The 26,073-nt window shown below is 71.1% G+C and carries 23 protein-coding genes; 11 read left to right on the top strand and 12 right to left on the bottom strand.

Annotated features, from left to right (window positions below; genetic code table 11):
* Window positions 1-128: 128 nt before the first annotated feature.
* The gene (locus tag AC07EQ_RS00630; RefSeq protein ID WP_478385751.1) at window positions 129-3,071 is read right to left on the bottom strand and encodes an FAD-binding and (Fe-S)-binding domain-containing protein; all 2,943 of its coding nucleotides are present in this window, start codon (window positions 3,069-3,071) and stop codon (window positions 129-131) included.
* 285 nt (window positions 3,072-3,356) lie between these two features.
* Window positions 3,357-4,520: a pyridoxal-phosphate-dependent aminotransferase family protein gene (locus AC07EQ_RS00625; RefSeq protein ID WP_478385749.1), complete on the bottom strand. Its 1,164-nt coding sequence runs from the start codon at window positions 4,518-4,520 to the stop codon at window positions 3,357-3,359.
* A gap of 40 nt (window positions 4,521-4,560) precedes the next feature.
* On the opposite strand from AC07EQ_RS00625, the gene AC07EQ_RS00620 reads away from it, so the two are divergent.
* Window positions 4,561-5,379, top strand: a complete 819-nt coding sequence (locus AC07EQ_RS00620; RefSeq protein WP_478385748.1) for an IclR family transcriptional regulator — start codon at window positions 4,561-4,563, stop codon at window positions 5,377-5,379.
* Here the strand turns inward: AC07EQ_RS00620 and bioD are convergent.
* The 4 genes from bioD to bioB are packed head-to-tail and all read right to left on the bottom strand — an operon-like array spanning window position 5,364 to window position 9,523.
* Window positions 5,364-6,056 carry a dethiobiotin synthase gene (bioD, locus tag AC07EQ_RS00615; protein ID WP_478385747.1) on the bottom strand — a complete coding sequence of 231 codons (693 nt, stop codon included), beginning with the start codon at window positions 6,054-6,056 and terminating at the stop codon, window positions 5,364-5,366. The two genes, AC07EQ_RS00620 and bioD, sit on opposite strands and share 16 nt — an antisense overlap.
* Window positions 6,053-7,192, bottom strand: a complete 1,140-nt coding sequence (locus AC07EQ_RS00610) for an 8-amino-7-oxononanoate synthase (RefSeq protein ID WP_478385746.1) — start codon at window positions 7,190-7,192, stop codon at window positions 6,053-6,055. Before AC07EQ_RS00610 ends, bioD begins: the two co-directional genes overlap by 4 nt.
* Window positions 7,189-8,448 carry an adenosylmethionine--8-amino-7-oxononanoate transaminase gene (locus tag AC07EQ_RS00605; protein WP_478385745.1) on the bottom strand — a complete coding sequence of 420 codons (1,260 nt, stop codon included), beginning with the start codon at window positions 8,446-8,448 and terminating at the stop codon, window positions 7,189-7,191. Before AC07EQ_RS00605 ends, AC07EQ_RS00610 begins: the two co-directional genes overlap by 4 nt.
* Window position 8,449: 1 nt before the next feature.
* Window positions 8,450-9,523, bottom strand: a complete 1,074-nt coding sequence (bioB, locus tag AC07EQ_RS00600) for a biotin synthase BioB (RefSeq protein WP_478385744.1) — start codon at window positions 9,521-9,523, stop codon at window positions 8,450-8,452.
* Between the two features lie 101 nt (window positions 9,524-9,624).
* Here bioB and AC07EQ_RS00595 point away from each other — a divergent pair, with 101 nt between their 5' ends.
* Together AC07EQ_RS00595 and AC07EQ_RS00590 are read left to right on the top strand one after the other, a co-directional pair.
* Window positions 9,625-10,179, top strand: a complete 555-nt coding sequence (locus AC07EQ_RS00595) for a TetR/AcrR family transcriptional regulator C-terminal domain-containing protein (RefSeq protein ID WP_478385743.1) — start codon at window positions 9,625-9,627, stop codon at window positions 10,177-10,179.
* 231 nt (window positions 10,180-10,410) lie between these two features.
* Window positions 10,411-11,415: a TerC/Alx family metal homeostasis membrane protein gene (locus tag AC07EQ_RS00590; RefSeq protein ID WP_478385742.1), complete on the top strand. Its 1,005-nt coding sequence runs from the start codon at window positions 10,411-10,413 to the stop codon at window positions 11,413-11,415.
* Window positions 11,416-12,038: 623 nt separating this feature from the next.
* Here AC07EQ_RS00590 and AC07EQ_RS00585 read toward each other — a convergent pair.
* On the bottom strand, window positions 12,039-12,518 hold the full coding sequence (locus AC07EQ_RS00585; protein WP_478385741.1) for a hypothetical protein: 480 nt from the start codon (window positions 12,516-12,518) through the stop codon (window positions 12,039-12,041).
* A gap of 111 nt (window positions 12,519-12,629) precedes the next feature.
* Between AC07EQ_RS00585 and AC07EQ_RS00580 the strand changes: the two genes are divergently transcribed.
* From AC07EQ_RS00580 to AC07EQ_RS00570, 3 genes are all read left to right on the top strand, one after another.
* Window positions 12,630-13,463, top strand: coding sequence for an MmyB family transcriptional regulator (locus tag AC07EQ_RS00580; RefSeq protein WP_478385740.1), 834 nt, complete (start codon window positions 12,630-12,632; stop codon window positions 13,461-13,463).
* Between the two features lie 267 nt (window positions 13,464-13,730).
* Window positions 13,731-13,952 carry a hypothetical protein gene (locus tag AC07EQ_RS00575; RefSeq protein ID WP_478385739.1) on the top strand — a complete coding sequence of 74 codons (222 nt, stop codon included), beginning with the start codon at window positions 13,731-13,733 and terminating at the stop codon, window positions 13,950-13,952.
* 153 nt (window positions 13,953-14,105) lie between these two features.
* The gene (locus AC07EQ_RS00570) at window positions 14,106-14,894 is read left to right on the top strand and encodes an SDR family NAD(P)-dependent oxidoreductase (RefSeq protein ID WP_478385738.1); all 789 of its coding nucleotides are present in this window, start codon (window positions 14,106-14,108) and stop codon (window positions 14,892-14,894) included.
* Between the two features lie 173 nt (window positions 14,895-15,067).
* Here the strand turns inward: AC07EQ_RS00570 and AC07EQ_RS00565 are convergent, their stop codons facing one another.
* On the bottom strand, window positions 15,068-16,441 hold the full coding sequence (locus AC07EQ_RS00565) for a serine hydrolase domain-containing protein (protein WP_478385737.1): 1,374 nt from the start codon (window positions 16,439-16,441) through the stop codon (window positions 15,068-15,070).
* 123 nt (window positions 16,442-16,564) lie between these two features.
* On the opposite strand from AC07EQ_RS00565, the gene AC07EQ_RS00560 reads away from it, so the two are divergent.
* Window positions 16,565-17,308: a TetR/AcrR family transcriptional regulator gene (locus AC07EQ_RS00560; RefSeq protein WP_478385736.1), complete on the top strand. Its 744-nt coding sequence runs from the start codon at window positions 16,565-16,567 to the stop codon at window positions 17,306-17,308.
* Window positions 17,309-17,580: 272 nt separating this feature from the next.
* On the opposite strand, the gene AC07EQ_RS00555 is transcribed toward AC07EQ_RS00560, so the two are convergent.
* Window positions 17,581-18,219 (bottom strand): HD domain-containing protein, encoded by a 639-nt coding sequence (locus AC07EQ_RS00555; protein WP_478385735.1) that lies wholly within the window; start codon window positions 18,217-18,219, stop codon window positions 17,581-17,583.
* A gap of 99 nt (window positions 18,220-18,318) precedes the next feature.
* Here AC07EQ_RS00555 and AC07EQ_RS00550 point away from each other — a divergent pair, with 99 nt between their 5' ends.
* A complete protein-coding gene (locus tag AC07EQ_RS00550) occupies window positions 18,319-19,287 on the top strand; it encodes a GlxA family transcriptional regulator (protein WP_478385733.1) in 969 nt (322 codons plus the stop codon).
* Window positions 19,288-19,573: 286 nt separating this feature from the next.
* Window positions 19,574-20,605 carry a baeRF2 domain-containing protein gene (locus tag AC07EQ_RS00545; protein ID WP_478385731.1) on the top strand — a complete coding sequence of 344 codons (1,032 nt, stop codon included), beginning with the start codon at window positions 19,574-19,576 and terminating at the stop codon, window positions 20,603-20,605.
* A 112-nt stretch (window positions 20,606-20,717) separates the two neighbouring features.
* Here the strand turns inward: AC07EQ_RS00545 and AC07EQ_RS00540 are convergent, their stop codons facing one another.
* Window positions 20,718-20,891, bottom strand: coding sequence for a hypothetical protein (locus tag AC07EQ_RS00540; RefSeq protein WP_478385730.1), 174 nt, complete (start codon window positions 20,889-20,891; stop codon window positions 20,718-20,720).
* A gap of 102 nt (window positions 20,892-20,993) precedes the next feature.
* Entirely contained in the window at window positions 20,994-21,851 is an 858-nt protein-coding gene (locus tag AC07EQ_RS00535) for a lysophospholipase (RefSeq protein ID WP_478385729.1), read from the bottom strand.
* 379 nt (window positions 21,852-22,230) lie between these two features.
* Between AC07EQ_RS00535 and AC07EQ_RS00530 the strand changes: the two genes are divergently transcribed.
* The gene (locus tag AC07EQ_RS00530; RefSeq protein WP_478385728.1) at window positions 22,231-24,333 is read left to right on the top strand and encodes a putative bifunctional diguanylate cyclase/phosphodiesterase; all 2,103 of its coding nucleotides are present in this window, start codon (window positions 22,231-22,233) and stop codon (window positions 24,331-24,333) included.
* A 28-nt stretch (window positions 24,334-24,361) separates the two neighbouring features.
* On the opposite strand, the gene AC07EQ_RS00525 is transcribed toward AC07EQ_RS00530, so the two are convergent.
* The gene (locus tag AC07EQ_RS00525) at window positions 24,362-24,751 is read right to left on the bottom strand and encodes a hypothetical protein (protein ID WP_478385727.1); all 390 of its coding nucleotides are present in this window, start codon (window positions 24,749-24,751) and stop codon (window positions 24,362-24,364) included.
* Window positions 24,752-24,910: 159 nt separating this feature from the next.
* On the opposite strand from AC07EQ_RS00525, the gene AC07EQ_RS00520 reads away from it, so the two are divergent.
* Entirely contained in the window at window positions 24,911-26,041 is a 1,131-nt protein-coding gene (locus AC07EQ_RS00520; protein WP_478385726.1) for a hypothetical protein, read from the top strand.
* Window positions 26,042-26,073 lie beyond the last annotated feature (32 nt).

The following is a 26,073-nucleotide window of genomic DNA, read 5'->3' as shown; positions in this document are numbered from 1 at the left end:
GTCCTCTTTTCAGCAAAAACCTGTTTTCCCCCACGCGTCCGCGTCCCTTTTTCCGCAAGAAAACGCCACCTGCGCCGGCACCGGGCACCTTCGGGATCAACCTGGTGAAGCCGCCCTGAAACGAGCTCCTAGTCGATGGACAGCGCCTCGCGGACCAGTTCCACCGGGTGCCACGCGGTGCGGCCCGCTCCGTGGAAGATCTGCTGCCGGCACGAAACCCCGGTCGCGGCCACGACCGTGTCCTCGGGTTCCGCCGCCAGCGCCGGGAAAAGCCGGTCCCCGCCGACGGTCATGGACGTTTCGTAGTGCTCCGACTCGAAGCCGAACGAGCCTGCCATCCCGCAGCAGCCCGCGTCGATCTCCTCGACCTGCGCCCCCGGGATCCGGCCCAGCAGGGCGACCGTGGCGGCGGTGCCGACTTCGGCCTTCTGGTGGCAGTGGCCGTGGAAGACGATGCGGCGCCCCGCGAGCCAGGAATCCGCGCGCAGCGTCAGCCGGCCCGCGTCGATCGCTTCGACGAGGAGTTCCTCCACCTGCTTGACCCGCTGCGCCACGGCGTGCACCGACGAGGAGTCGGGCAGCAGCGACTTGTGCTCCTCGCGGAGCATCAACACGCACGACGGCTCGCAGCCCACGATCGGCGAATCCGGTGCGGTGTCCCGCTCCAGCGAGGTGACCAGCGCCGTCGCCTTCTTCTTCGCGTCGTCGAGCATTCCCTTCGACATGCTCGACCGCCCGCAGCAGCCGCCGCCCGCGAGGTCCACCCGCCAGCCCGACCGTTCCAGCAGCTCGATGCCCGCCCGGCCGATGTGCGGCTCGGTGTAGGTGGTGAACGAGTCCGCGAGCCAGGTGACCGCGCCCTGCGGAGCGGCGGCCTGCGCGGACGTGCGGCGGCGGAACCAGCGGAGCAGGCTGACCCGCTGGAACGTGGGCAGCGGGCGGGCCGCCGCGATGCCGAGCGTGCGGTCCAGGACCCTGCGCAGGAAGGGGATCCGGCTGGGCAGGTTCGACAGCGGGGCGGTCGCCGAGCCGAGCCGGTTGAGCGCGCGGATCGAGGAGAACACGCGCGACCGGAGCGGGGTCCCGTGGATCTCGTGGTGGTGCGCGAGCGTTTCGGCCTTCAGCGACGCCATGTCCACGCTCATCGGGCATTCGCTCTTGCACGCCTTGCACATCAGGCAGAGGTCGAGGATCTCGTGGAGGCGTTCGCCGCCCAGCGCCGCGTGCGGGTCCGGTTCGGACAGCGCCTTCACCAGCGCGTTGGCCCGGCCGCGGGTGGAGTGCTCCTCGTTCTTCGTCGCGATGTAGGACGGGCACATCACGCCCGCGGCGGACTTCCGGCAGGCACCGATGTTCATGCAGCGGTCCGCGGCGCCGCGCATGCCGCCGACGACCTCGAACTCCAGCATCGTCCGCAGCGGTGGGGCGGGCGGGAGCGCGTCGCGGTCGCGGAGGTTCTCGGTCATCGACGGCGCGTCGACGATCTTGCCGGGGTTCATGACGCCGTCGGGGTCGAAGAGCCGCTTGACCTCGCGCATGGCCTCGTACAGCTCGTCGCCGAAGATCTCCCGGTTGAACTCGCTGCGGGCGAGGCCGTCGCCGTGTTCGCTGGAGTTCACCCCGCCGTACTCGGCGACGAGGTCCTTGACCGCTTCCGCGACGGCGCGCATCTTGGCGACCTCGTCGGGGTCGGTCAGGTCGACGAACGGGCGGATGTGCAGGCATCCCACCGAGCAGTGGCCGTAGAACCCGGCCTCCATCCGGTGCTCGTCGAGGATCTCCTTGAACCGCTTGGTGTATTCGGCGAGGTGCACCGGGTCCACCGCGGTGTCCTCGACGAAGGCCAGCGGGCGGCGGGTCCCCTCGCCGGCGGCCATCAGCAGGCCCAGGCTGGACTTCCGGACCTTCAGCAGCGCCTGCTGCTCGGCGGGCGTGACCGCGCGAAGCGTGTGGTAGCCGTGCCCGTTCTGCTGCCACCGCGCATCGAGCCGGTCGAGCTGGGCGACCAGGTCCGCTTCGTCGTCGCCGGTGAAGGAGACGAACAGCAGCGCGCCCGGGTCGCCGACGAGCACGTTGCCGAGGTCGGCGAACTCGATCTTCTGCCGCGACAGGTCCAGGATCGTCCGGTCCATCAGCTCGACCTGGTGCGGGTCGCAGCTCAGCGCGTCCGTGGTGGCGGAGATGGCGCTCGCGGTGTCGGTGAAGTGGCCGACGGCGTAGACCGTCCGCCACGGCTTGGGCACCAGGTCCACCAGCGCGCGAGTGGCGATGACCAGCGTGCCCTCCGCGCCCACCACGAACTTCGCCAGGTCGAACGGCTTTTCCGGCCCGAAGCCGACCAGCCGGTCGAGCCGGTAGCCGCAGGCGCGGCGCCAGAACGCCGGCATCTTCGCCTCGATGACGCCCGCGTTGGCGGCGACGAGACCCGGAAGCGCTCGGTAGATCCGGCCTTCGAGGGTCTCCGCCGACGCCCGGCGCGCCCGCTCGGCCTCGTCGACGGGCTCGAACCGGGTGCACGAGCCGTCGGCGAGCACCACGTCCAGCGCCCGCACGTGGTCGATCGTCATGCCGTAGGTCAGCGAGCCGCTGCCCGCCGAGTTGTTGCCGATCATCCCGCCGATCGTGGCGCGGTTGCTGGTGGAGGTGTCCGGGCCGAACATCAGCCCGTGCGCGGCGGCGGCCTGGTTGAGCTGGTCCTGCACCACGCCGACCTCCACCAGCGCCGTGCGCGCCACCGGGTCGATCGCCAGGATCCGGTTCATGTGCCGGGACATGTCGAGCACCAGGCCGGGTCCCACGGTCTGGCCGACCAGGCTCGTTCCCGCGCCGCGCGGCACGACCGGCACACCGAGCTCGGCGGCGACCTTCACGGCCGCGGCGACGTCGTCGTCGTGGCGCGGGAACGCGACGCCGAGCGGCGTGATCGAGTACATGCTGGCGTCGCGGGAGAAGAGGTGGCGGGTGTAGTCGTCGAAGGCGACCTCGCCGTCCAGCGCGGCGCGGAGCGCGCGTTCCAGGCGCGAACCGAGGGTTTGCCGTGCGGCGGGAGCGTCAGTTGTCGGGACGGTCATCGCGATTCCTTTCCACCGATTCGTCCTTGCAGTCGCCGCGCCCGGCCGGCGGACCAGGGCGCCGCGCTGATTTACCTGGGCCGCGGTAATAAGCGGCGGTAGCCGCTTGCGGTGTGGGACTCAACTCGCACCGCCGCGGGTTCTCAGATGGCTCCTCGCGAGGACAGCCCCGACGTGGTGAATTGGCATTCATGATGTCGGGGATCCCACAGCGAGGGGGCATCGGTAATTCCCGCAGGGGGGCCGCCACCCGCACCGCCACGCAAACCAACTTGAAAACACTCCTTAGCCGCGCAACACCTCGAGGGCCGCTTGGAGACCGGTGGGGTCGACGGGCACCCCGGACAGTTCGAGTCCCATCTGGACGCCGGCGAGGGTGCCGGCCAGCGTCAGGTCGTTGAAGTCGCCGAGGTGGCCGATGCGGAACACGCGACCGGTGAGCTTGCCCAGGCCGGCGCCCAGCGACATGTCGAAGCGGTCCAGGATGACCTCGCGGACCTTGTTCGCGTCGTGTTCCTCGCCCAACCGCACGGCGGTCAGCGAGCTGGAGTGCTCGCGTTCGTCGGCGCACAGCACTTCCAGGCCCCAGGCCCGCACGGCTGCTCTGGTGGCCTCGGCGTGCCGGTCGTGCCGGGCGAAGACGTTGGGCAGTCCTTCCGCTTCGAGGAGGGACAGCGCTTCCCGCAGCCCGTAGAGGAGGTTTGTCGGCGGGGTGTAGGGGAAGAAGCCGCGCTCGTTGGCTTCGAGGATGGGCGCCCAGTTCCAGTACGACTTCGGCAGCCGCGCCCCTTCGGCGGCGGTGAGCGCCTTCTCGCTGATCGCGTTGAACCCCAGCCCCGGCGGCAGCATCAGGCCCTTCTGCGAGCAGCTGACCGTGACGTCCACGCCCCACTCGTCGTGCCGGTAGTCGATGGAGCCCAGCGAGGAGATCGTGTCGACCAGCAGCAGCGCGGGGTGGTTCGCTTCGTCGATGGCAGCGCGGATCTCCGGCACCCGGCTGGTGACCCCGGTCGACGTCTCGTTGTGGACGACCATCACCGCGGCGATGCCGTGCTGTTCGTCCGCGGCCAGCCGCTCGGCGACGACGGCCGGGTCGACGCCTCGCCGCCAGTCCCCGGGGACGAAGTCGACGACCAGCCCGAGGCCTTCCGCCATGTCGCGCCACAAGGTGGCGAAGTGGCCGGTTTCGAACGCGAGCACGCGATCGCCGGGGGACAGGGTGTTGACGAGCGCCGCCTCCCAGGCCCCGGTGCCCGAGGACGGGTAGATGACGACGGGCCGATCGGTGCCGAACACCGGCCGGACCCTGCGCAGCACGTCCTGCGCGAGTTCCGCGAAGTCCGGCCCGCGGTGATCGATCGTGGGTTGCGCCATGGCGCGCAACACGCTGTCGGGGACGTTGGTCGGTCCGGGGATCTGCAGGAAATGCCGTCCGCTGTTGGCGGCCATTGCACCAAACCCTTCTGAGCCGATCAGGTGACGCTGTGCCGTGACGTGGTACGCTGTGCCGTATGAAAGCGCCGAGAGAGTAGGCACGGCGGACTGGGGAGTCAAGGCATTGCGCAACGTCCTGAACACGCTGCGGGTACTGGAAGAGGTCGCCGCGCGGCAGCCGATCGGCGTCGGCGAACTGGCCCGCGCGCTGGACATGCCCAAGAGCTCGGTCCAGCGCTCGCTGCTCACCCTCGACGAGGCCGGGTGGATACGTCCGGCATCGGGCGAGGTCAAGCGGTGGGTGATGACCACCAAGGCGCTCGCGATCGGCGGCCGCGCCAGCGGTGACCTCGGCCTGCGCGACGCGGCCAGGCCGATCATGGAGGACCTGCGCCGGCGCACCGAGGAGACGATCCACCTCACGGTCCCGGAGGAGGACAGGGTCGTCCTGATCGAGCGGCTGGAGACGTCGAAGCCGCTGCGCATCAGCATGGCCCTGGGGCACGCGCTTCCCCTGCACGCGTCCGCCAACGGCAAGGCGGTCCTCGCCAACAGCGGCCCGGAGGTCCTCAAGCGCCTGTTCGCCGACGAGCTACCGCGCTACACCGACAACACGATCACCGATCCGGACCAGATGCTCGCCGAGCTGGCCCGGATCCGGGAACGCGGATTCGCGCTCAACCACGGGGAATGGCGGGCCGACGTCGGTTCGGTCGCCGCCGTCGTCCTGGAGGGACCGGAGAAGCCGATCGCCAGCCTCAGCGTGAACATCCCGATGAGCCGCCTGACCGAGGAGAACGAAGCGATCTTCGGCGCCGCGGTGAGCGAGGCGGCGAGGAGCCTCGGCGCCCGGCTCGGCTACGAAGCGGCGTGACCGGCCCGGAAACTCGGGCAGTCGGCCAGCCAGGAGCCGGCTCGCGCCCGGAACTGCTCCGGTTCGAGACCGCCTGCGCCGTCGGGAATCGCCGCCACGATCGGCACTCCCGTGACCCGGGGCAGCTCGGCGAGGTTGCACTCCTCGGCCAGCCCGAGCGCTTCCGGCACCGCGCCGAGCACCAGTCCCGCCGGCTCCAGGTTTCGCGAACGCAGGGCGTTGACGGTGAGTTCGGTGTGGTTGAGGGTGCCGAGCCCGGCCCGGGTCACGACGTACACCCGCACCGGGTGGTCCACGGCGAGCCCGGTGGCGAGGTCCAGCAGGGTGCCGCCCCCGGTGTCGAGGCGGACCATGAGGCCGCCCGCGCCTTCGACGATCACGGTGTCGCGGGTCCGGGCGAGCCCGCGGATGCGGGCCGCGTGCTCGCTGATCGGCGGGATCCCGATGCCGCGCCGCCGGGCGGCCGTGTCCGGCGCGAGGGGATCTTCGAGCCGGGTGAACTCGGCGACTTCGCAGCCCGCCAGCCGCGCCACGACGGAGATGTCGGGCTCGTCGGTGCCGACGCCGGTCTGCGCGGGCTTCACGACGATCGTTCCCGGACCGGAGCGGACCGCGAGCGCCGCGGTGGCCACGGTCTTGCCGACACCGGTGTCGGTGCCCGTGATGATGGTGATCATGCCTGCCGCCGGTGGTCGTCGATGGTGCGGGCCAGCACGTCGACGGCGCGCGCCCAGCGCTCGTCGTCGAGGCCGACGTGGGTGGTGATCCGGAGCCGGGAGATCCCGTCGGGCACCGATGGCGGCCGGAAGCACCCCACCCGGACTCCGGCTGCGAGCGCCGCGGCCTGTGCGGCGACGGCGACCTGCGGAGACGGCATGGGCACCGAGAGCACGGCGCCTGCCGACCGCGGCACGCCGAGCCGGTCGGCCAGCTCTCCGCCGCGCTGGTGGATCTGCGCCGGGAAACCGGGTCGCCCGCGCAGCCTGCGGAGGGCGGCCAGCGCGCCGGCGGTGGGCGCCGGTGCCAGCCCGGTGTCGAAGATGAACGGGCGGGCCCGGTTGGTGAGGTGGTCGATCAGCGCAGCGGAGCCGAGCACCGCACCGCCCATCGCGCCGAGCGATTTCGACAGCGTCGCGGTCATCACCACGTGCTGGTCGTCGGCCAGGCCGTGGGCGTGCACCAGTCCTCGGCCGCCGTCACCGACCACGCCGAGCCCGTGCGCCTCGTCGACGACGAGCAGCGCGTCGTGATCGGCACAGGCCGCCGCCAGATCTTCCAGCGGGGCGGCGTCGCCGAGCACCGAGAAGACCGACTCGGTCAGCACGATCGCCCGCCGGCCACCGGCTTCGGCCAACGCGGCCCGGACCGCGGCGACGTCGTTGTGCGGGACCACCTCGATCGCCGCCCGGGACAGCCGCGCGGCGTCGATCAGCGAAGCGTGCACGTGTGCGTCGGAGACGATCAGCGTCTGCTTGTCCGCCAGCACGGTCACCGCGGACAGGTTGGCGTGGTAGCCGGTCGAGAAGACCAGCGCCGCGTCGCGACCGGTGAACTCGGCGAGTTCGCGCTCCAGGTCGGCGTGCAGCGTGGTGGTGCCGGTGACCAGCCGGGACGCACCCGAGCCGGCGCCCCAGGCGAGGGCGGCGTCGGCGGCCGCTCGGCGCACCTCGGGATCGCAGCTCAACCCCAGGTAGTCGTTGTTGGCGAGGTCGATGACGTCGTCATCGACCGCCCGCGGCCGCAGCGTGCGCTGCAACCCGGCGTCTTCGCGCTTGGTCCGCTGCTCGGCGAACCACGTTTCCCAGCCGCTCATCCGGCCTCCGCAGCGGCCGCGATCCCGGCGCAGATGGCGGCGATGTCGTCGTCGGTGCACACGTACGGCGGCATGGTGTAGATCAGGTCGCGGAACGGGCGCAACCACACGCCCTGCTCCAGGGCGGCTTCGGTCGCCTTGACCACGTCGACCGGGTGGTCGAGCTGGACCACGCCGACCGCGCCGAGGACCCGCACGTCGACGGCATCGATGTCGTGCAGCGCCTGCAAACCCGTGTTGATCCGGCGCACGTCCGCCGCCCAGTCGCCGGTGCTCAGCAGGTCCAGGCTGGCCGAGGCGACCGAGCAGGCCAGCGGGTTGCCCATGAAGGTGGGGCCGTGCATGAGGACGCCGGAATCGCTGGCGGACACGCCACGGGCGACCTCCGTCGTGCAGAGCGTGGCGGCCAGCGACAGGTAGCCCCCGGTGAGCGCCTTGCCGACGCACAGCACGTCCGGGGTCACGCCGGCGGCGTCGGCGGCGAAAAGCGTTCCGGTGCGGCCGAATCCGGTGGCGATCTCGTCGAAGACCAGCACCAGTCCGTGCTCGTCGGCGATCTCGCGGAACACCCGCAGACATGCGGCGGGGTAGGGGTGCATGCCGCCGGCGCCCTGGAGGAGCGGCTCCACGATCAGCCCGGCGAGGCGGTCCGCGTGCTCGGCCGCGAGCGCGCGGAAGCCCGCCGCCCAGGCGTCGACGTCGCCGTCGAGCCGTGGCGGGCGCTCGCCGAACACCTGCTCCGGCAGCACGCCGGACCACATGGCGTGCATCCCGCCGTCGGGGTCGCACACGCTCATGCAGTCGAAGGTGTCGCCGTGGTAGCCGCCGCGGACGGTGAGGAACCGGGTCCGGTCCGGCAGGCCGGCGCCGCGCTGGTACTGCAGCGCCATCTTCATCGCCACCTCGACGCTCACCGACCCGGAGTCGGCGAGGAAGACGCGGTCGAGGCCGGCGGGTGCGAGGTCGACCAGTCGCCGGGCCAGCTCGATCGCCGGCTCGTGGGTGAGCCCGCCGAACATCACGTGCGACATCTGCTCGATCTGCCGGCGCACCGCCGCGTCGAGCACGGGGTGCCGGTAGCCGTGGATCGCCGACCACCACGACGCCATCCCGTCGACCACCTCGCCGACGCCGTCGAGGCTGATCCGGCTGCCCGCGGCGCCGGTGACCAGGCGCGTCGGCGTCGGTTCGGCCATCGATGTGTACGGGTGCCACAGGTGCTCGCGGTCGAACGCGAGCAGTGCTTCGGCGGTCATGTCAGGCGTTGGGGAGGACGTCGGTGCCGGCACCGCGGCGCCGGATCGCCGGATCGATCGGCTCCAGCCGCCCGGTCTGCCGCGCGAGGTCCTCCGCGGAGCCAAGGACGACGAAGCCGTTGTCGCGGATCATCTCGAGGTCCGCCTTGGCTTCCTGGCCCTCCGAGGTGAGGTAGTCGCCTAGGAAGATCGAGTTGGCGACGTGCAGCGCGATCGGTTGCAGCGAACGCAGGTGCATCTCGCGGCCGCCGGCGATCCGGATCTCCTTGTCCGGGCAGACGAAGCGCGCCATCGCCAGGATCTTCACGCAGCGGGTGGGGGAGAGCTCCCAGGTGTTCTCGAACGGGGTGCCGTCGAAGGGCATCAGGAAGTTGACCGGGATCGAGTCCGAGCCCAGCTCCCGCAGCGCGAACAGCGCCTCGACGAGTTGCTCGTCGGTTTCGCCCAGGCCCGCGATCAGGCCGGAGCAGGGCGAGATCCCCGCGCCCTTCGCCTTCTCCACGGTTTCGACCCGGTCCGCGTAGGTGTGGGTCTGGACGATGTTGTCGTGGTTGCTCTCGGCGGTGTTGATGTTGTGGTTGTAGGCGTCCACCCCGGCGGCCTTCAGGCGCTCGGCCTGGCCGTCCTTGAGCAGCCCCAGGCAGGCGCAGACCTCGACGTCGGGGTACTCCTCCTTGAGCGCCCCGACCATCTCGGTGACCTTGTCGATGTCCCGGGTGGACGGCCCGCGTCCGGAGGAGACCAGGCACACCCGGCTCGCGCCGCCCTTGAGCCCGGCGCCGGCCTGCTGGAGGGTCTCGTCCTTGGACAGCCAGGAGTACTTGAGGATGGGCGCGTCGGAGCCCAGCGCCTGCGAGCAGTAGTTGCAGTTCTCCGGGCACAGCCCCGACTTCAGGTTCACCAGGTAGTTCACCTTCACCGCGTTGCCGAAGTGCGCGCGGCGCAGCCGGCCGGCGGCGGCGACGACGGACATCAGCTCGGCGTCGTCGGCGCGCAGCACCGCGAGGGCGGCCTCGGGGGTGGCCGGCACCCCGGCGAGGATCCCATCGGCGAGCTGGTGGAAGGTGGTGTTCATCGCTTCTCCCGTGTCGGCAGGTGCGGCAACCTGAACAGTGTTCACCTGAACGGTGTTCAGGCTAGGCTGGGCGGGGCGATCGGTCAACGGGAGGGGTCTGCGTGCGGTATCACCGGAGCGACGTCGTGGATCGCGCGATCGCGGTCCTCGACGAGTACGGGCTGGAGTCGCTGTCGATGCGCCGCCTGGCCGCCGATCTCGGTGTGCAACCGAGCGCGCTCTACCACCACGTGCCGAACAAGCAGACGCTGCTGGCCGCGGTCGCCGACGAGATCCTGACCCGGGGCAGGCGAGCGCACCGGGCCCGGGAATGGGACCGGCGCGTGGTCGAGGTCTGCGCAGAGCTCCGGGACGCGATGCTCGCCTACCGCGACGGTGCGGAGGTGGTCGTCACGGCGCACACCTTCGGCCTCGGTGCCGCCGAGCCCGCGAACCAGCTGCGAGCGGCCCTGCGCGACGGCGGCCTGCCCGACGACCTGGTCGACGTCGGCACCCGGGCCCTCCTGCACCTCGTCTTCGGCCACACGGTGGAAGAGCAGATGGCGCTGCAGGCGGCGAGCGCCGGCGCGATCGACCGGGCGCCCGGCGGACCGGCGGACTTCGAACGCGGGCTCGAACTCGTCCTGGACGGCCTCCGTTCCAAGGTCGGCGGCTGACGACGCGCAGGCACCGCAAGGGGTTCGGCGCCACCGGCCGGAGTCGCGATCTCCGGGAGGCCCGGCGAGCGCTTTGAGGTGGCCGCCGTTCGGGCGCTGTTCGATACTCGGCTCGGGGGGAGTACTTCCGCAGGGTCTGTCCGGTCAGGACGGATGCCCGTTGGCATCCCCGGCAGGCCGCCCGCACGGGCGAAGGAGACCTCGAACGCAACCGAGTTCGAGGGGGTCTCCATGCCTCGTCCGACCGCTCTCGCCGCCGCCCCATCGGACTCGATCGGCTCGCCGTGGCTCTGGGGCATCAGCATCGCCGTGCTGCTGGCGCTGCTGTGCGCCGACTTCCTGGTCACCCGCCGCCCGCACGAGGTCTCCATGCGCGAGGCCATCGGCTGGTCGGTCTTCTACCTCGCCTTGCCGCTGGTGTTCGGGTTGTTCCTGTGGAGTGCGTTCGGCGGCAGCCAGGCGCTGGAGTTCATCACCGGCTTCGTGGTGGAGAAGTCCCTGTCGGTCGACAACCTCTTCGTCTTCATGATCCTGCTGTCGGGCTTCGCCGTGCCGGCCGAACTGCAGCAGCGGGTGCTGCTGTACGGCATCGTCGGGGCTCTGGTGCTGCGCGGGATCTTCATCGCGGCCGGGGCCGCCCTGCTGCAGGCGGGCACCTGGGCGTTCCTGGTCTTCGGCGCGATCCTGTTCGCCACCGCCGTCAAGATCCTGCACGAGGCGATCACCGGTTCCGGTTTCGACCGCGACGTGTCGCAGATGCGCTCGGTGCGCCTGCTGCGGCGGCTGATGCCGGTCACCGACGACTACCGAGGCCCCCGGCTCACGGTTCGCGAAGGCGGCCGACGTGCCTTGACCCCGCTGACGGTCGTGGTCGTGGCGGTCTTCGCCACCGACGTGGTGTTCGCCGTCGATTCCGTCCCCGCCGTCTACGGCATCACCGAGGATCCGTACCTGGTGTTCGCCACCAACGCGTTCGCCCTGCTCGGACTGCGTGCCTTGTACTTCGTGCTGGCGACGGCGCTCGCCAAGCTCACCCACCTCAACCACGGGTTGGCGATCATCCTCGCGTTCATCGGGGTGAAGCTGGTCCTGCACTGGGCGCACGGGATCTGGCCCGCCGTCCCGGAGATCCCGACCCCGCTCTCACTCGCGGTCATCGTGGTGGTCTTGGCGGCCGTCACGCTGACCAGCCTGCGCGCCCGCCGCGGCGCCGAAGAATCCACGCCCGGGAGCTGACCATGTCCACCGAAGTCCTCGTCGAACTCGCCGTGACCGTTCTCGTGGTGATCGCCTTGCTGATCACCTGCGCGGTCCTGCTCGACGCCCGCCCGCCCAGAGGGCCGCACCATTGACCGCGGTGGTGCTCCGCAGCCACACCCGCGAACACGACGCTTCCGCCCGGCTGTGGGAGATTCCGAAGCCCGGCTGGAAAAGCAGCGACCCCGAAGCCGCTTCCTGGCGGTGTCCGCACAGGCCGAACCGGACACAGTTCGGGGCTTCGGGGTCGGGTAGCTGCCTGGTATTCGCCGACCGCTTGCCCGCGTCGAATTCCACAGGGGGCATCGCACGTCGGGTCGGCTGGAGTGCCTGGGCGGTCCTAGCGGACAGCCACCTCACAAGTCCTGTTGGTATTCAACGTTGGACCACCTCCTTTCCTGTGTACCGAGGAGGCTAGGGGGTGGCGCCCCACCCGGGCAACTGATTTTTTCGCAGCGGCCGCCACGGCGTCCTCCCGCACGCGCAGCGGCCGGACAGTCTCATGTGGACAGATCATTCGAGCAGGGCCCGCCCCGCGGTCTCCACCGCATGCGGCCGACGTCGCATCCTGGAAGGCCCCCTTGGTTCGGTGGCTCGTGCGGTCACGTGCGCGCCGCGCCGCTCGGCGCCACGTTCCCGTGCGAATGCCCCCGCTGCGCGGTCCTCGGGCTCCGCGAGCTGCGGAGACCGGCGAACGCGAGTGCGGCGAACGTGATGACCCACGCGGCGCCGGCGAGCATGAAGGCCACGCCCAGGCCGGTGAGCGGCAGCACACCGGTGAACGTCAGCGGGAGGATGACCGCACCGGACACGGCGTTCCCCGCGATGGCCGACCCGGCCAGCCGCGACGGGATCTCCGGGTAGCCGGCGATCAGGCCGAGAGCGGCGGCGCCGCCGAGCATCGCGATCCCGATCGGCAGGAACCAGGCGGACGGCAGCCCGAGCGGAGCAGCGAGCCACTGCCCGCCCACCAGCATGATCACCCCGAAGGCCGCGGTGCCCCCGCTGTCGATCCGCAGGCTCCTGCGCAGCAGGTCGGCCCGTTCCCTCGGGCTGCCGGCGGTAGTGGTCGGGCTGCTCATGTGCGTCTCCTCGTCGTCGATCTGCCCAGAAGGTGGCATCGCGCAGGGCACGAGTTCAATGACCTCCGAGGTCATGGCCGCGGTGATCTGCGGCTGGCTAGGCTTCGGAACATGGGTGTGCGGCAACCGGCCAGGGTGGGGATCTTGCTCCGCGAGTGGCGGCGGCGTCGGCGGCTCAGCCAGCTGGACCTCGCTCTCCTGGCGGACACCTCCGCGCGGCATCTGTCCTGTGTGGAGACCGGCCGTGCGCGGCCGAGCCGGGCGATGGTGCTGCGCCTGTCCCGTGCCCTGGACGTTCCCCTGCGCGACCGGAACACCTTGCTGCTGGCCGCCGACTACGCACCGGCGTACCAGGAGAGCAGCCTCGATGACGAAGCCATGGCCTCGATCCGTTCGGCGCTGGACACCATGCTGGCGTCCCACGAGCCGTATCCGGCGGTCGTGGTCGACCGCCTGTGGAACGTGCTGCTCGGCAACCGGGCCATGGCCGTGCTCATGGACGGCATACCGCAGCACCTGCTGCTGCCGCAGCCCAACGTGTTCCGCCTGGCCCTGCACCCCGACGGACTGGCCCGGCGGTTGGTCAACCTGCACGAGGTCCGCGCCCTGTTCCTGGAACGGCTGCACCGCCAGGTCATCGCCACCGGAGACGCGCACCTGCGCGCGTTGTACGAGGAGGTGGGCGGGTATCCCGTCCCCGAGGACCCGGGAGCGGAACGGGGCGGCAGCGCCGGAAATGCGCCGAGCCCGATCCAGGTGCCGCTGAGGATCCGCACCCCGCAGGGCGAATTGGCGATGTTCAGCACCATGGCCACATTCGGCGCTCCGGCCGATGTGACGTTGTCGGAGCTGGCGATCGAGTTCTTCTACCCCTTCGACGAGCACACCGCGAACGCACTGCGCGCGCTGGCGTCCGCGGGCACGACCGGTGGCTCGCCGCTGTAGCGATAGGCCGCCGAAAAGACTCCGAGGTCAGCCGGCTCTCGCACTGCCGGTGGCGGTATCAGGTGTCCGAGCGCCACCAGCGGTGGGGATGCCGTCGTGCGTGGGGCGAAGCGGGAGACCGGTCAGGAATCGAGAAGCGCCGGCCGCGTGCCCGCGCCTAGCGTGACCGGAGCGGACACCACCGGTCGCCGGGCAGGGCCCGGCCGACCGCCACGAACGTCCCCACCCGGCTGGTCCCGGGGTTTCCCGATTTCGCAGGAGGTCCGAATGAACTGGAACAAGTGGGTTCGGCAGAGCCACCGCTGGCTTTCCATCGCCTTCACGGTGACCGTGATCATCACCTTCGTCGCCCTGGCGCAGGAAGAGCCCGTCGTCTGGATTTCCTACGTACCGCTGCTCCCGCTCGCGCTGCTCCTGCTCAGCGGCCTGTACATGTTCGCGCTGCCGTACGCCAGGCGCAGCCGCCGAAGCGCCGCTCGCGGGAGATGACCCGCTACCTGTTTTCTCCGTCGAAAAGACTTGCATGCCAAACGCTTTCGGATATCTCTCCGCGAGCACCGTCCAGTCGACTGCCCGGAACCCCACCCGGGGGCGCGCCTGACTGCCTATCGTGATGCCGGGACCCGACGAGAAGGGGTGGGCATGCGGACTTGGCTGGTTACCGGCGCGTCGCGCGGGTTGGGGGCGGCGCTCGTCGACGCGGTGCTGGCGCGAGGGGACGCCGTGGTGGCCACGGCCCGGGCCCCCGAACGCATCGCCGCCGTCGCGCTGGAGCACGAGGAGCGGCTGCTCACGTGCCGCCTCGACGTCACCGATCCGGACACCGTGCGGAAGGCGGTCGCGGCCGCGGTCGATCGGTTCGGCCGGATCGACGTGCTGGTCAACAATGCCGCTCTCGGACTCCTCGGTGCCGTCGAGGAAACCTCCGTGGAGGAGGCGAGAACCCTGTTCGACACCAATGTTCTCGGGGTGTTGTCGGTGACGAACCAGGTGCTGCCGGTGATGCGCGCCCAGCGGTCGGGGCACGTGCTGATGATGAGTTCGATGGGCGGGTTCGCCTCCGGGGCGGGATTCGGCGTCTACGCGGCGAGCAAGTTCGCGGTCGAGGGACTGGCCGAAGCGTTGCGGGAGGAGCTCGCGCCGTTCGGGATCGCGGTCACGATCGCCGAACCCGGGGTCTTCCAGACCGACTTCGCGTCGGTCGGCTCGGCGCGGGCCGGCCGGTCCATCGACGATTACCGCCAGGTCGGCGAGACGCTCGCCGAGTACGACGACGGCGAGCCGGGTGGCGACCCGGCGTGGGCCGCCGCCCAGCTCGTCGCCGTCGCGGACCGGGAGGATCCGCCGTTGCGGTTGCCGCTCGGCGCCGACGCCGTCGCCCGCATCAGCGGCAAGCTCACCGCCGTGGCAGCGGAGCTGGCCGACCTCTGAAGGGTCGTTCCGGAATGGTGTGCGAGCACGTGGTCGGCTGGGGCGCAGGGCGCCGGTTTCGCGCGAAACCGCCGCCGATGTCAGGCGCCGGACGCCTTCGGACGAGCCGGGCGGAGCCGTTCTGAAACGACCTCCAAGAGGAACCTCCTTCCTGATCGCGGGCTAACCCGCGATCAGGTGGCCTTGGGGGCGGCGCGCATGCTGACGTAAACGCACGGGGTGCCGTTGGCCAGGGTGGCGAACACCACCGGGCTGTACGCCTCGCCGCCGAGGTTGAAGGGCGCGGCGAAGACCGTCGGCGATACCGGCAGCAGGCTCGCTTCCATCGGCGGGGCAATGCCTTCCAGCTCGTCGACGAACTCGTAGCGGATCCGTGCGCCGCCCGCGTCGTCCCGGCTGATGGTCGTGATGGTTCCGGCGCGCCGATAGCTGCCCAGCAGCGGCGTCAGGTCCACCTCGGGCGGGTTCGCCGGCGGAGCGAACGGGGCCGGCATGCGCGCGTCGGCCAGTTCGGCCAGCAGCTCCCGGAACAGGTCGGCGTAGAGCCGGGCGAAGTCGCCGCCGTTGGTGAGCAGCACGAACGCCACGCCCGCCCGCGGGATGACGCGCAGGTAGGACTGCTGCGCGCCCGCGTTGCCGTCGTGCCCGAAGCCGAAGACCCCGTTCCAGTCGTGCAAGGTCCAGCCGAGACCCCAGCCGTCCGCGGACATGCTCCACTTGTCCGGGCTGTCCACCTCGCGGCGCTGCATCGCGGCGACCGCATCGGCGGACAGGACCCGGGTGCCGTCCGCGGCGATGCCGCCGTCCAGGTGCATCTTGGCGAAGCGGGCGACGTCACCGGCCGAGACGATGACCCGGCCGTACGGCCCCGCCGAGCGCGGCATCATGTCCCAGACGGCCGCAGGTTCGGGCTCCCGGCCGAGGTGGCCCATGGCCGTCCGGAACCGCAGCGCTTCCTCCGGCAGCGTCATCGAGTGCTCCAGCCCGAGCGGGGCGAACAGCCGGTCCCGCAGCGCCTGGTCCCAGGTCTGCCCGGTGAGCACCTCGACGATCCGGCCGAGCACGACGTAGCCGAGGCTGCCGTAGGAGAACGCCGTGCCCGGCGGGCAGTCCAGTGTCACGTCCCCGGCGGCCTCGACGTACTTCGCCAGGCAGTCGTCGCCGCGGCCGGAGTCGTGGAAGAAGTCGTTGGTCACCCCGCCGGTGTGCGACAGCAGCTGCCGGACGGTGATCGTCCTGGTGGCTTCCGGGTCCGGGGTGGCGAACTCCGGCAGCACGCCCACCACCGGCGCGTCCAGGTCCAGCTCGCCGGAGTCGACCAGCTGCATCACCAGCGTGGCGGTGTAGGTCTTGGCGAGCGATCCGGCCAGGAAGACCGAATCGGGGGTGGCGGACACCCCGGTTCCCCGGTGCAGCACGCCGCTGGCCAGCTCGTGGACGGTGCCGTCGGCCAGCACGGCGAGCGCGGCTGCCGGGACGTGGTGGGCGGCGCGCAGCTCGTCGAGCCTGGCCTGCCACCGGTCGACGTCGAATTGCGGTACTGGCATTAGATCCCCTCTGACCTGCGAACCGAACAGTGTGCGGACGTCCGCACACCGTACTGAGACCGTGCGTTGTGCGCAAGGACGTACACTGTTCGAACGGATCGCGCGTAGGAGCGAGGAGCCCGCATGTCAGCCGATGAGCAGCCGTTTCCCTCGGTGTGGGCCCGCCCGCAGCGACAGCGGCGGGAGCAGCCGGCGCTGAGCCGGGAGCAGATCGTCGCCGCGGCTCTGCGCCTGCTGGACGCCGAGGGAATCGGGGCGTTGAGCATGCGCAAGCTCGGCGCCCAGCTCAACGCCGGGGCCACCTCGATGTACACGCACGTGGCCAACAAGGACGAGCTGATCGAACTGGTCGTGGACGAGGTCTACGGCGAGATCGAGGTGCCGGTCCCCGGCGATGCCGCGGGCTGGCGCGCAGCCATCACCGGCTGCGCGCACAGCATCCGGTCGACGCTGCTGCGCCACCCGTGGATCGTCTCGGTGCTCGGCGAGGCGGGCGTGGCCTACCTCGGGCCGAACATGATGCGGCTGACCGAGGCCATCCTCGCCGCGTTCGAGGAAGGGGGCTTCCCGCTGGACGCGGCCGACCGGGCGATGAACACGGTCTTCGCCTACGTCGTCGGGGTGTCGACCAGCGAGGCGGCCTGGCTCACCATGCTCGCGCGCAGCGGGCAACGCGAGCAGGAGTGGGCCGAGCGCCTGTGGCCCGCCGCCGAACGAGCGGTGCGGGAATTCCCGCGGCAGCGCAAGCTTTACGCCGCGCAGCGGGGTCAGAACCTGCGCAGCGCCCGCGACGACGAGTTCGCCACCGGCCTGGACTGCGTCCTGCGCGGCCTAGCGGCCCGCTTCGCCCTCGACCCCGGCGCGTGACGCCACGCTCCACTTTGGACCGGCACGCCTTGGCGATGAGCTGAACCGGCTTCAGGGGTCGTTCGCACGTTCGGGATGTGGCCGTCTGGGGCGCAGGGCGGCGGTTTCGCGCGAAACTGCCGCTTCGCGTGGGGCGGGATGGCGTTTTCGCGCGAAACCGCCGCCGGCGTCACGTACCGGGCGTCTCCGGGATGAGCCGGGTGGAGCCGTTCTCTTGGAGAAGCCCGGGCGACCCGTCGAATCGGCGGTGCCGTTCTTCCCTCGGCGGGGGATCACTCCGGCCAGTCGGAGTTCTTGATGACCTCGACGAAGTCGCTGCGCACGAAGCCCGGGGCGTAGTGGGCGAGCACGTCCGCCTTGACGTTGCCGAACGTCGTCTCGGGGCGGTCCTCGATGCCTTCGGTGAACGCGGTGAGGATCCGGTTCTTGAAGTCCGGGCGGGGGTGCGCGGCGACCACGGCGGCGCGTTGCTCGTCGGAGACCGCGTGGTAGCCGATGCCCAGGACGTCGAGCTCGACGCCGCGGGTGACCAGGGCGACCTCGGGCGCCATGTGCAGCGGGATCTCGGGCGTGGTGTGCAGGGCGATGGCGGTCCAGACCCGGTCGGCGGGCTCGCCGCCGATGCCGTGGGCCTGCAGGAACCTGCGGGCCTCGTCGGCGCCGTCGATCTCGAAGCGCTGGTCCGCACGGCGGAACCGCTCGGTCAGCCCCAGGTCGTGGAACATGGCGCCCACGTACAGCAGCTCGGTATCGAACCGAAGCCCCTGCTCCCGGCCGCGCAACGACCCCCACAGGAACACCCGCCGGGAGTGGTCGAACAGCAACGGCGACGCGGCCTCGCGCACCAGCTCGGTGGCCTCCCGCGCCAGGGCGCTGTCCGGGATCTGCACGCCTGCGATGGATTCCTTCATCTGCGCTGCCTCCTGCTCGGTCGGTGACGGGTTCCAGGTTCGCCCGGGCGGCTACCCTGGTGCCATGTCCTTCCGGCCAGAAGAACCACAGATCCGGACATGACGCACCGGGTGGCCGTCGTGGTGTTCGACGGTGTGACCATGCTCGATGTCAGCGGCCCGTCGGAGGTCTTGCACCAGGCGGGTCGGCAAGGCCACCCGTACGAGTTGGTGCTGGTCTCGCCGCGCGGTGCACAGGTGGCCACGTCCGCCGGGCTGGGGCTGGCCGGCTGCGTCTCGGCGGCCGAGGCCGGCCCCGTCGACACGGTGGTGGTCGCCGGCGGCGACCGGCTGGCCGAGCGGCGACCGGAGGACGGCCTGCTGGCGACCGTGCGCACGCTCGCCACGCAGGCGAAACGGGTCGCGTCGGTCTGCACCGGCGCCTTCGTCCTCGCCGAACTGGGGCTGCTCGACGGCCGCCGCGCGACCACGCACTGGCGGCACGCCGAAGCGCTCGCCCGCCGCTACCCCCGGGTGTGCGTCGAGCCGGACGCCATCCACATCCGCGACGGCCGCTACGTCACCTCGGCCGGCATCAGCGCCGGAATCGATCTGACCCTCGCTCTCGTGGAAGACGACCACGGCGCGGACGTGGCCCGGGACATCGCCCGGGAAATGGTCGTGTTCCTGCAACGCCCGGGCGGGCAGTCGCAGTTCTCCACGGCCCTCGCCACCCCGCCGGCGCGAAGCGACGTGCTGCGCGCGGTGATCGCGTCCGTGGTCGCCGACCCGGCCGCCGACCACAGCCTGCCGGCCATGGCCGTCGCGGCGGCCGTCAGCACCCGGCACCTGACCCGCCTGTTCGGGGCCGAACTCGGCACCACACCGGCCCGCTGGGTCGAACGCGTCCGCCTCGACCGCGCCCGGCAACTCCTCCTCGACGGGCACAGCGTCACCTCGGCCGCGCGCCACAGTGGACTGGGCACCGACGAATCCCTCCGCCGCGCCTTCGCCCGCCACCTGGGCACGACGCCGACCCACTACCGCCAGCGGTTCGCCACCACGCAACGGCAGTCCCCGGAGCCGTGACCGCGGGCGGCTTTCGGCTTCGCTCAGCGCGAACTCCTCGCGCGAAGCCGCACCATGAACAGCGCACGACCGGCGCCGGAGACGCATCGGCGTCCCGCAAGAGGTGCACTGTGGACACCCGGGCGAGTGCTCGTCCGGCTCGGCCGAGCGCATCGATGCGTGGTGTGAGGAAAGCCATGCGGTCGTGGGTGGGATGTGTTGCCGTGGCGTTCGCCCGGGTAGCCGTTGATCGGCAAGCGCCGGGCAGCCACCCGGCGACGTGCGTCCGGAGTTGAGGAGTTCAGCGATGGAACTGGTTGGTTTGCGTCACGTGTACGAGCAGGAGGGGCCGTTCGCGACCGTCTACCTGGAGGCCCGCTCGCCCGGGGAGGACGCGGGCAAGCAGGTCGAGCTGCGGTGGCGGGCGCTGCGCGACCGGCTCCAGGCGGCCGGCGCGCCGGCGGAAGTGCTGGACGCCATCGAGTCGGCGCTGAGCGGTGCGCCCGGCGAGGAGCAGGCTCGGGGACGGGTGCTGGTAGGGGCCGGGCCCGCCGTGCTGCTCGACGAGCCGTGGGACGTCGAGCCCGGAGCCGGCGACGACGCGTTCTGGGATGAGCTCCCGCAGCTCGGCGCCTACGTGCGGGAGGCCGCGCGCTCGGTGTCCGAACTCGTGGTGATCGCGGATCAGGAAGGCGCGCAGGTGCGCCAGGACGTGGTGACCGAGCATCGCGGGCCGCGGGAGATCGACACGGACGTCGTGGAAGGCACGGGGCACGGCGGCGTGCACAAACCGCGTCACGGTGCGTTGTCCCACAAGCGCATTCATCGGCGCGCCGAGGAAACGTTGCAGCGCAATGCGAAGGACGTGGTGGCCCATGTGAACGCGGTCGCCGCGAAGTTCCGGCCGCAGGTGGTGGTCCTCGCCGGTGGTGTGCAGGCGCGGACCGAGGTGCGGGAGCACTTGCCGGTCGAGCTCGCGGAGCTGGTCGTCGAGACCGAGCGGGGCGGGCTCGCGCACAACGCCTCCGATGAGGCGCTCGACGAAGAGCTGGTGCGGATCGCCGGCGAGGAGAGCGAGCGCAGGGCGGCGGACAGCGCCGACAGGATGGAGGCGGGCCTGACGCACGGCCGGGCGGTCCAGGGGGACGATCCGGTGGTGCGGGCGGCCGAGCAGGGCGCGGTCGAGACGTTGCTGCTGGAGGCCGACGCGCCGGCGGAGCACGAGGCGTTGCTGCTCAAGACCTGCGCGGAGACGACCTCCGGCGTCGAACTCGTGCCCGCCGGGACCGGGCTGACCGACGGGGCGGGTGCGATCTTGCGCTTCCCCGTGCATCAGTAGCGCCCGGCCGTTTTCTGGGATCGCGCAAGGGAATTCCTCGCGCACGACGAAGGTGGCGGCAACGACGCAGGGGCCGGCGAACCGGGAGTTCGTCGGCCCCTGCACGTTCGGTTCACTCCGGACGTCGCCCGCGGCGCAGTGCTTCCGGCGGAACTCGGGGGCCCTTGTGCAGCAGCGGATCGGACTCGCGCCCGGGCTCCGGAGCAGTCCCGGTGCGCGACCGCCCGAACCGCTTGCGGAGCTGTGCCGGGATGTTCCGAAGTCGCGTGTTCAACATGAGATCCATGACCTCCTCGTGCGCGGGGTTTCAGCTGCCTCGGCACGAGGGTTTACGCCCACGGGGATGAGGAAACATCACCGCCGGCGCCGATCGAATGCCGCCCGCGTTTCAGGCCTTCCGGTGGGCGTCGAGCCAGTCCACGATCTCGTCGAGCACGCGGTCCTGCTCCGGCTCGTTGTGCGGCTCGTGGTAGAGCCCGTCGTGGATCCGCAGGGTGAGGTCCGGCGATCCGGCGTGGGCGCGCACCAGCTCGCTGGCGGCCGGCGGCATCAGCCGGTCCGCGCCGCCGTGCAGGACGAACAGCGGCATGGTCAGCGACTTCAGGCGCTGCGGCATCGCTTCGACCGCCAGCATGATCTCGGTCGCGGTCCGCGCCCGCATCTTCCCGTCGTGGCAGAGCGGGTCGGTGAGGTAGGCCCGGACGACCTCGGGGTCGCGGCTGATGGTGCTCGCGTCGAGGCTGCGCACGCCGAGGTCGGGCAGCAGCTTGGACAGCAGCGGTGCGGCGGCCCGCTCCACGGCCGACACCGAGCCGGTGTTGAGCGCGGGGGCGGAGATCACGGCACCGGCGATCCGGTCGAGCGGCGTCCCGGTGAGGTACTGCAAGGAGATCAGCCCGCCGAGGCTGTGCCCGTAGACGAACAGCGGCACGTCGTCGTGGCGCTCGCCGGCCAGCCGCGCCAGGAGGTCGACCCCGGCGACGGCAGCGGCCATGCTCCCGATGTTGCCGCGCTTTCCGGGAGACCGGCCGTGCCCGGGGTGGTCGAGGGTGTACGCGGTGTAGCCGGCCGCGTTGAGCCGCTCCGCGACGTGGCGGTAGCGGCCGCTGTGCTCGTGCACGCCGTGGACGAGCACGACCACGGCGACGGGCCGCTCGACGGTCCAGCTCTGCCAGTACTGCCCCGAGGGCAGGGTGCCTTCGAAGTGCGCCGCCTTCGGCCGAGCGTCGTCGTGGGACTGCGTCATCGGGTGCCTTCCTGTCCGGTCAGGTGCGCTGCTCGCCGTCCGGAGTGCACACGTCCGGGCAAGCCTCGTCCGATGATCGGAGCTCGGCAACCTGCCGGGCCGCCGAGCGGACTTCGGGCCTGATCGCGCCGGCGGCGCCCCGAGCCGTGGCGTCCGCCCGTGAACACTCCCGATACCTGCTGTGACCAGCTGTGGTCCATGTGGGTGACGATAGCGATTTTCGCGTTCGCGGAATGTACAGTGCGTGGCATTGCTCGAGCGGCTCCGCGCCCATGCGCGTTGGGCCCGGCGCCCGGGTAGTGCTGCGGGAGCGCGGTGCGGTTTCTCGCCCGCGCGAGTCGGCTGTCGCCGCCGCGGTGCAGCTCAGGACGGAGATGTGGTGAATATCCCCGACAGCCAGGCGACGGACGCGGTCGGCGATCGGCCCGACAGCGACGTCCGGCGACCGGGAGCGGCGCTTCTCGGAGATCCGTTGATCGGAGAGCTCGCGGCCGACCTGCGGGAGTACGCCATCTTCGCCCTCGACGCGGACGGCCGGGTGAGCAGCTGGAGCGCCGGGGCTCAGCGGGTCAAGGGTTACGACAGCGAAGAGGTCATCGGGCGGCACTTCTCGGTGTTCTACCCGCCCGAGCAGGTCGAGTCCGGGTATCCGGACTGGGAATTGGGCCAAGCCACAGCACATGGGTTCCTCATCGACCGGGGGTGGCGGCTGCGCAAGGGCGGGGCCCGCTTCTGGGCGCACGTGGTGATCACGGCACAGCGGGCGCCGGATGGCAGCCTGGAGGGCTTCATCAAGGTGGTCCGCGACGAGACCGAGGCGCATGCCCAGCGGCAGCGCTCGGAACGGCGGTTCACCGACCTCTTCGAACTCGCTCCGGTGGGCATCGCCCTCCTCGACCAGGACGAACGGATCCTGGACGCCAACGGCGCCCTGTGCGACCTGCTGGGCGACCGGCTGCACGGCAAGAGCGCCGCCGATCTGATGCACCCCAGCGATTCCCGGGCGGGACTGCTCTCGCGTCCCGCGGGCCCGGCCGAACCGGATCGACACCCGGCGTCACCCCGGGTTCTGGCCCGCGCCGATGGGCGACCGGTGTTCTGCGACGTGCGGTGCGCGGCGTCGGTGCGCGACGACGGGAACCGGTTCTGGCTGGCGGTGTTCCAGGACGTCACCGAGCAGGTCCGGCACGCCGAGACCCTGCACTTCCAGGCGACGCACGACCAGACGACCGGGCTGCTCAACCGGCAGGGCGTCAACGAGCTGCTGACCACCGTGCTCGCCGGCGGCGGCACCGACCGAGCGGCCGTGCTGTTCTGCGACCTGGACAACTTCAAGCGCGTGAACGACTCGCTCGGCCACGACGCGGGCGACGAGCTGCTCCTGGCGCTGGCGCAGCGCCTGGCCACCGAGCTCCCGCCATGCTGCACACCGGCCCGGCTCTACGGGGACGAATTCCTCGTGGTCTGCTCCGACGTGTCCGGCCGCGGCGGGATCGACGCGCTCATCACGAACGTCTCGGACATCCTGAGCGCGGCCATCCCGTTGCAGGACCGACTGGTCTCCATCACGGCTTCCATCGGCGCGGTCGCCGTCCAGGACGGTGCCACCATCGACGAGATCATCAGCGCCGCGGACGCGGCGATGTTCGACGCCAAACGCGGCCACGGACGCCTCACGCGGACCGCGCCGACCACCAACGGGGTGCAATTGGCCCTGGAGGAAGACCTCCGCGACGCATTGCGCCACGACCGGCTCCAGCTGCACTACCAGCCGATCGTCGCCCAGGACCGGTCCATCGTGCTGGCGGAAGCGCTCGTGCGGTGGCCGCACCCGGACCTCGGGCCGCTGGCGCCGGACGTGATCCTGCCGGTGGCGGAGAAGGGCGGCCTGCTGCCCGAGCTGGACCGCTGGGTCCTGCGCACCGCGCTCGGCGAGGCGACCACCTGGAAGTCGCACGACGGCCGCCCCGTGGGCGTGACGGTGAACGTCTCCGGGCTGCGCCCCGAGGCCCCGGACTTCGCCGACGAGATCTCCGCCGCGATCAGCGAGACCGGCATCGCGCCGGGCCGGGTCGTCGTCGAGATGGTCGAGACATCCCTGGTGGACCTGCCGTCGAAGCCCCGCAAGACGATGAGCGACCTGGCCCGCACCGGGGTGCGGTTCGCCATGGACGACTTCGGAACGGGCTATTCCTCGCTCGCCCGCCTCAAGGACCTGCCCACCCAGATCGTCAAACTCGACCAGCGCTTCGTCTCCGGCATGGGGACCGATCCGGCCGACCTCGGGATCGTCCGCGCCGTGGTCGAACTCGCCCGGGCGATGCGGCGGACCTGCATCGCCGAAGGCGTCGAGAACACCACCCAACGCCGCCTGCTCGAGGGCCTCGGCGTCGACGCGTGCCAGGGATTCCTGTTCTCACGCCCCCTGCCGGCACCGGAGTTCCGGGCGTTCATCGGCGCACCCGGTCCCGGCCTCCGCTGACGGTGTGCCGGTCCGGTGTTCGTGATCGTCATGCCTCGGTTTCGGGTCGTGCTCTGAGATCGCCCGAGGTGTGCAGGTCCACGCTCTCGATCGCGGTCCAGTACCGGATGGCATCCGTGACGGCCACCTCCAACTGATCGCTCAGCCTGGCCAGGTGGGTGCCGGCGACCTTCAGCTTGTCGCCGGGGTGATCGCTGGTCTTGGCCCGTTCCAGCTCGCGTTCGTCGAAGCGCCCCACCTGTTCGGCCAGCACCGAGCTCAACTGGCTGAGCTGGGCGATCGTCGACACGATCGCCGAGCCGAAGGCGTGGAGCTCCCGCAGGGACGGTTGCGGGGTCCTGGCTTGCCGGCTCACGGCCACCGCCACGGCGTCGCGGGCGCGGTGCAGCGCTTCCAAGGGATGTTCGTACTCGGGCATGGCGGGTGCCTCCTCGGCTCGGAAGGGCCCGGTAACGCTGAAGTACCCGGTGTCGCCGCCCGGCTCCCGCGATGGTGGAGAGCAACTCGTCGGGCGGCGGTTGTTTCGGAACCGCCCCGCCCCGGGAATGGCAGGGATGGTGCCGGAGTGGGAGGTGGCATGTCGTCGGCCGGACGAGGCAGCAACCGCGCGATCACGGTGGGTGTGGTCGCCGACCCCGGTGTGCCCACGGAGATCGCGCACCGGATCGCCGACGGGCTCCCGGGCGAGTTCCGCGAGCGAGTCGATCAAGACCTCGACTGGTCCGTGGAGGTCCGGTCCGAGGCGCTGTCGCTGAGCGAGGACGGCAGGATCGACATCGCGGGCAAGGCGCAGGAGAAGAAGTCGTCGGAGGGCTGGGACCTGCTGGTCTGCTTGACCGATCTGCCCCGGCGCGACGCCACCCGGCCCGTGGTGGCCGAGGTCGACACCGAGCACGGGGTCGGCCTGGCGTCGCTGCCGGCGATCGGCTGGATCCGGTTGCGGCCGTACGTCCGGGACGTCGTCGTGCACCTGGTGGGGTTGCTCGCGCGGGAAACGCTGAAGCTCACGGATTCCCGCCCGGCAGGCGGACACCACCACGCGCCGAGGTGGGGCTGGCCCGGTTCGCAGATCCGCCAGGTCCCCGCCGGGAACGACCACGCCGACGTGACCTTGGTGCTGCCCGGGGTGCGCGGCCGGCTGCGCCTCCTCTTCGGGATGGTGCGCGACAACCGGCCGTGGCGGTTGGTCCCGGAGCTGTCGCGGGCGATCGCGGCCGCCACCGCGACCGCCGCGTTCGGCATCTTCTTCCCGACCATCTGGTCGCTGGCGGACAACCTCAGCGTCGTCCGCCTGGTCGTGATCAACCTGGTCGCGGTCTTCGCCATGGTCACGTGGATCACGCTGCACAACAGCCTGTGGGAAAGGCCGCGCAACAGCGAGGACCGCAACAAGGTCGTGCTGTACAACGCGGCCACGCTGATCACCCTGACCATCGGGGTGGCCTGCATGTACGCCCTGCTGTTCGTGATCACCCTGATCGGGTCCACCGCCGTGATCAGCGTGGACTACCTGGGAAAGCAGTTGGGGCATGCGGCGACGTTCATCGACTACGCCAGCCTGTCCTGGCTGGCGAGTTCCATGGGCACGGTGGCGGGCGCACTGGGGTCCAGCCTCGAAACGGAGACGGCCGTCCGGCGGGCGACCTACAGCCGGCGGGAACGCGAACGCCGCGCCCGACGCCGCCGGGAATCGCGCGAGCAGGGCTAGCGGTCGTGCCGGAGGGATTCCCGCCTTGGCCG

The sequence above is a fragment of the Saccharopolyspora sp. NPDC045839 genome, assembly GCF_056431645.1.
The sequence above is the reverse complement of the archived record's forward strand: the minus strand, read 5'-3'. Positions and strand labels throughout refer to the sequence as shown.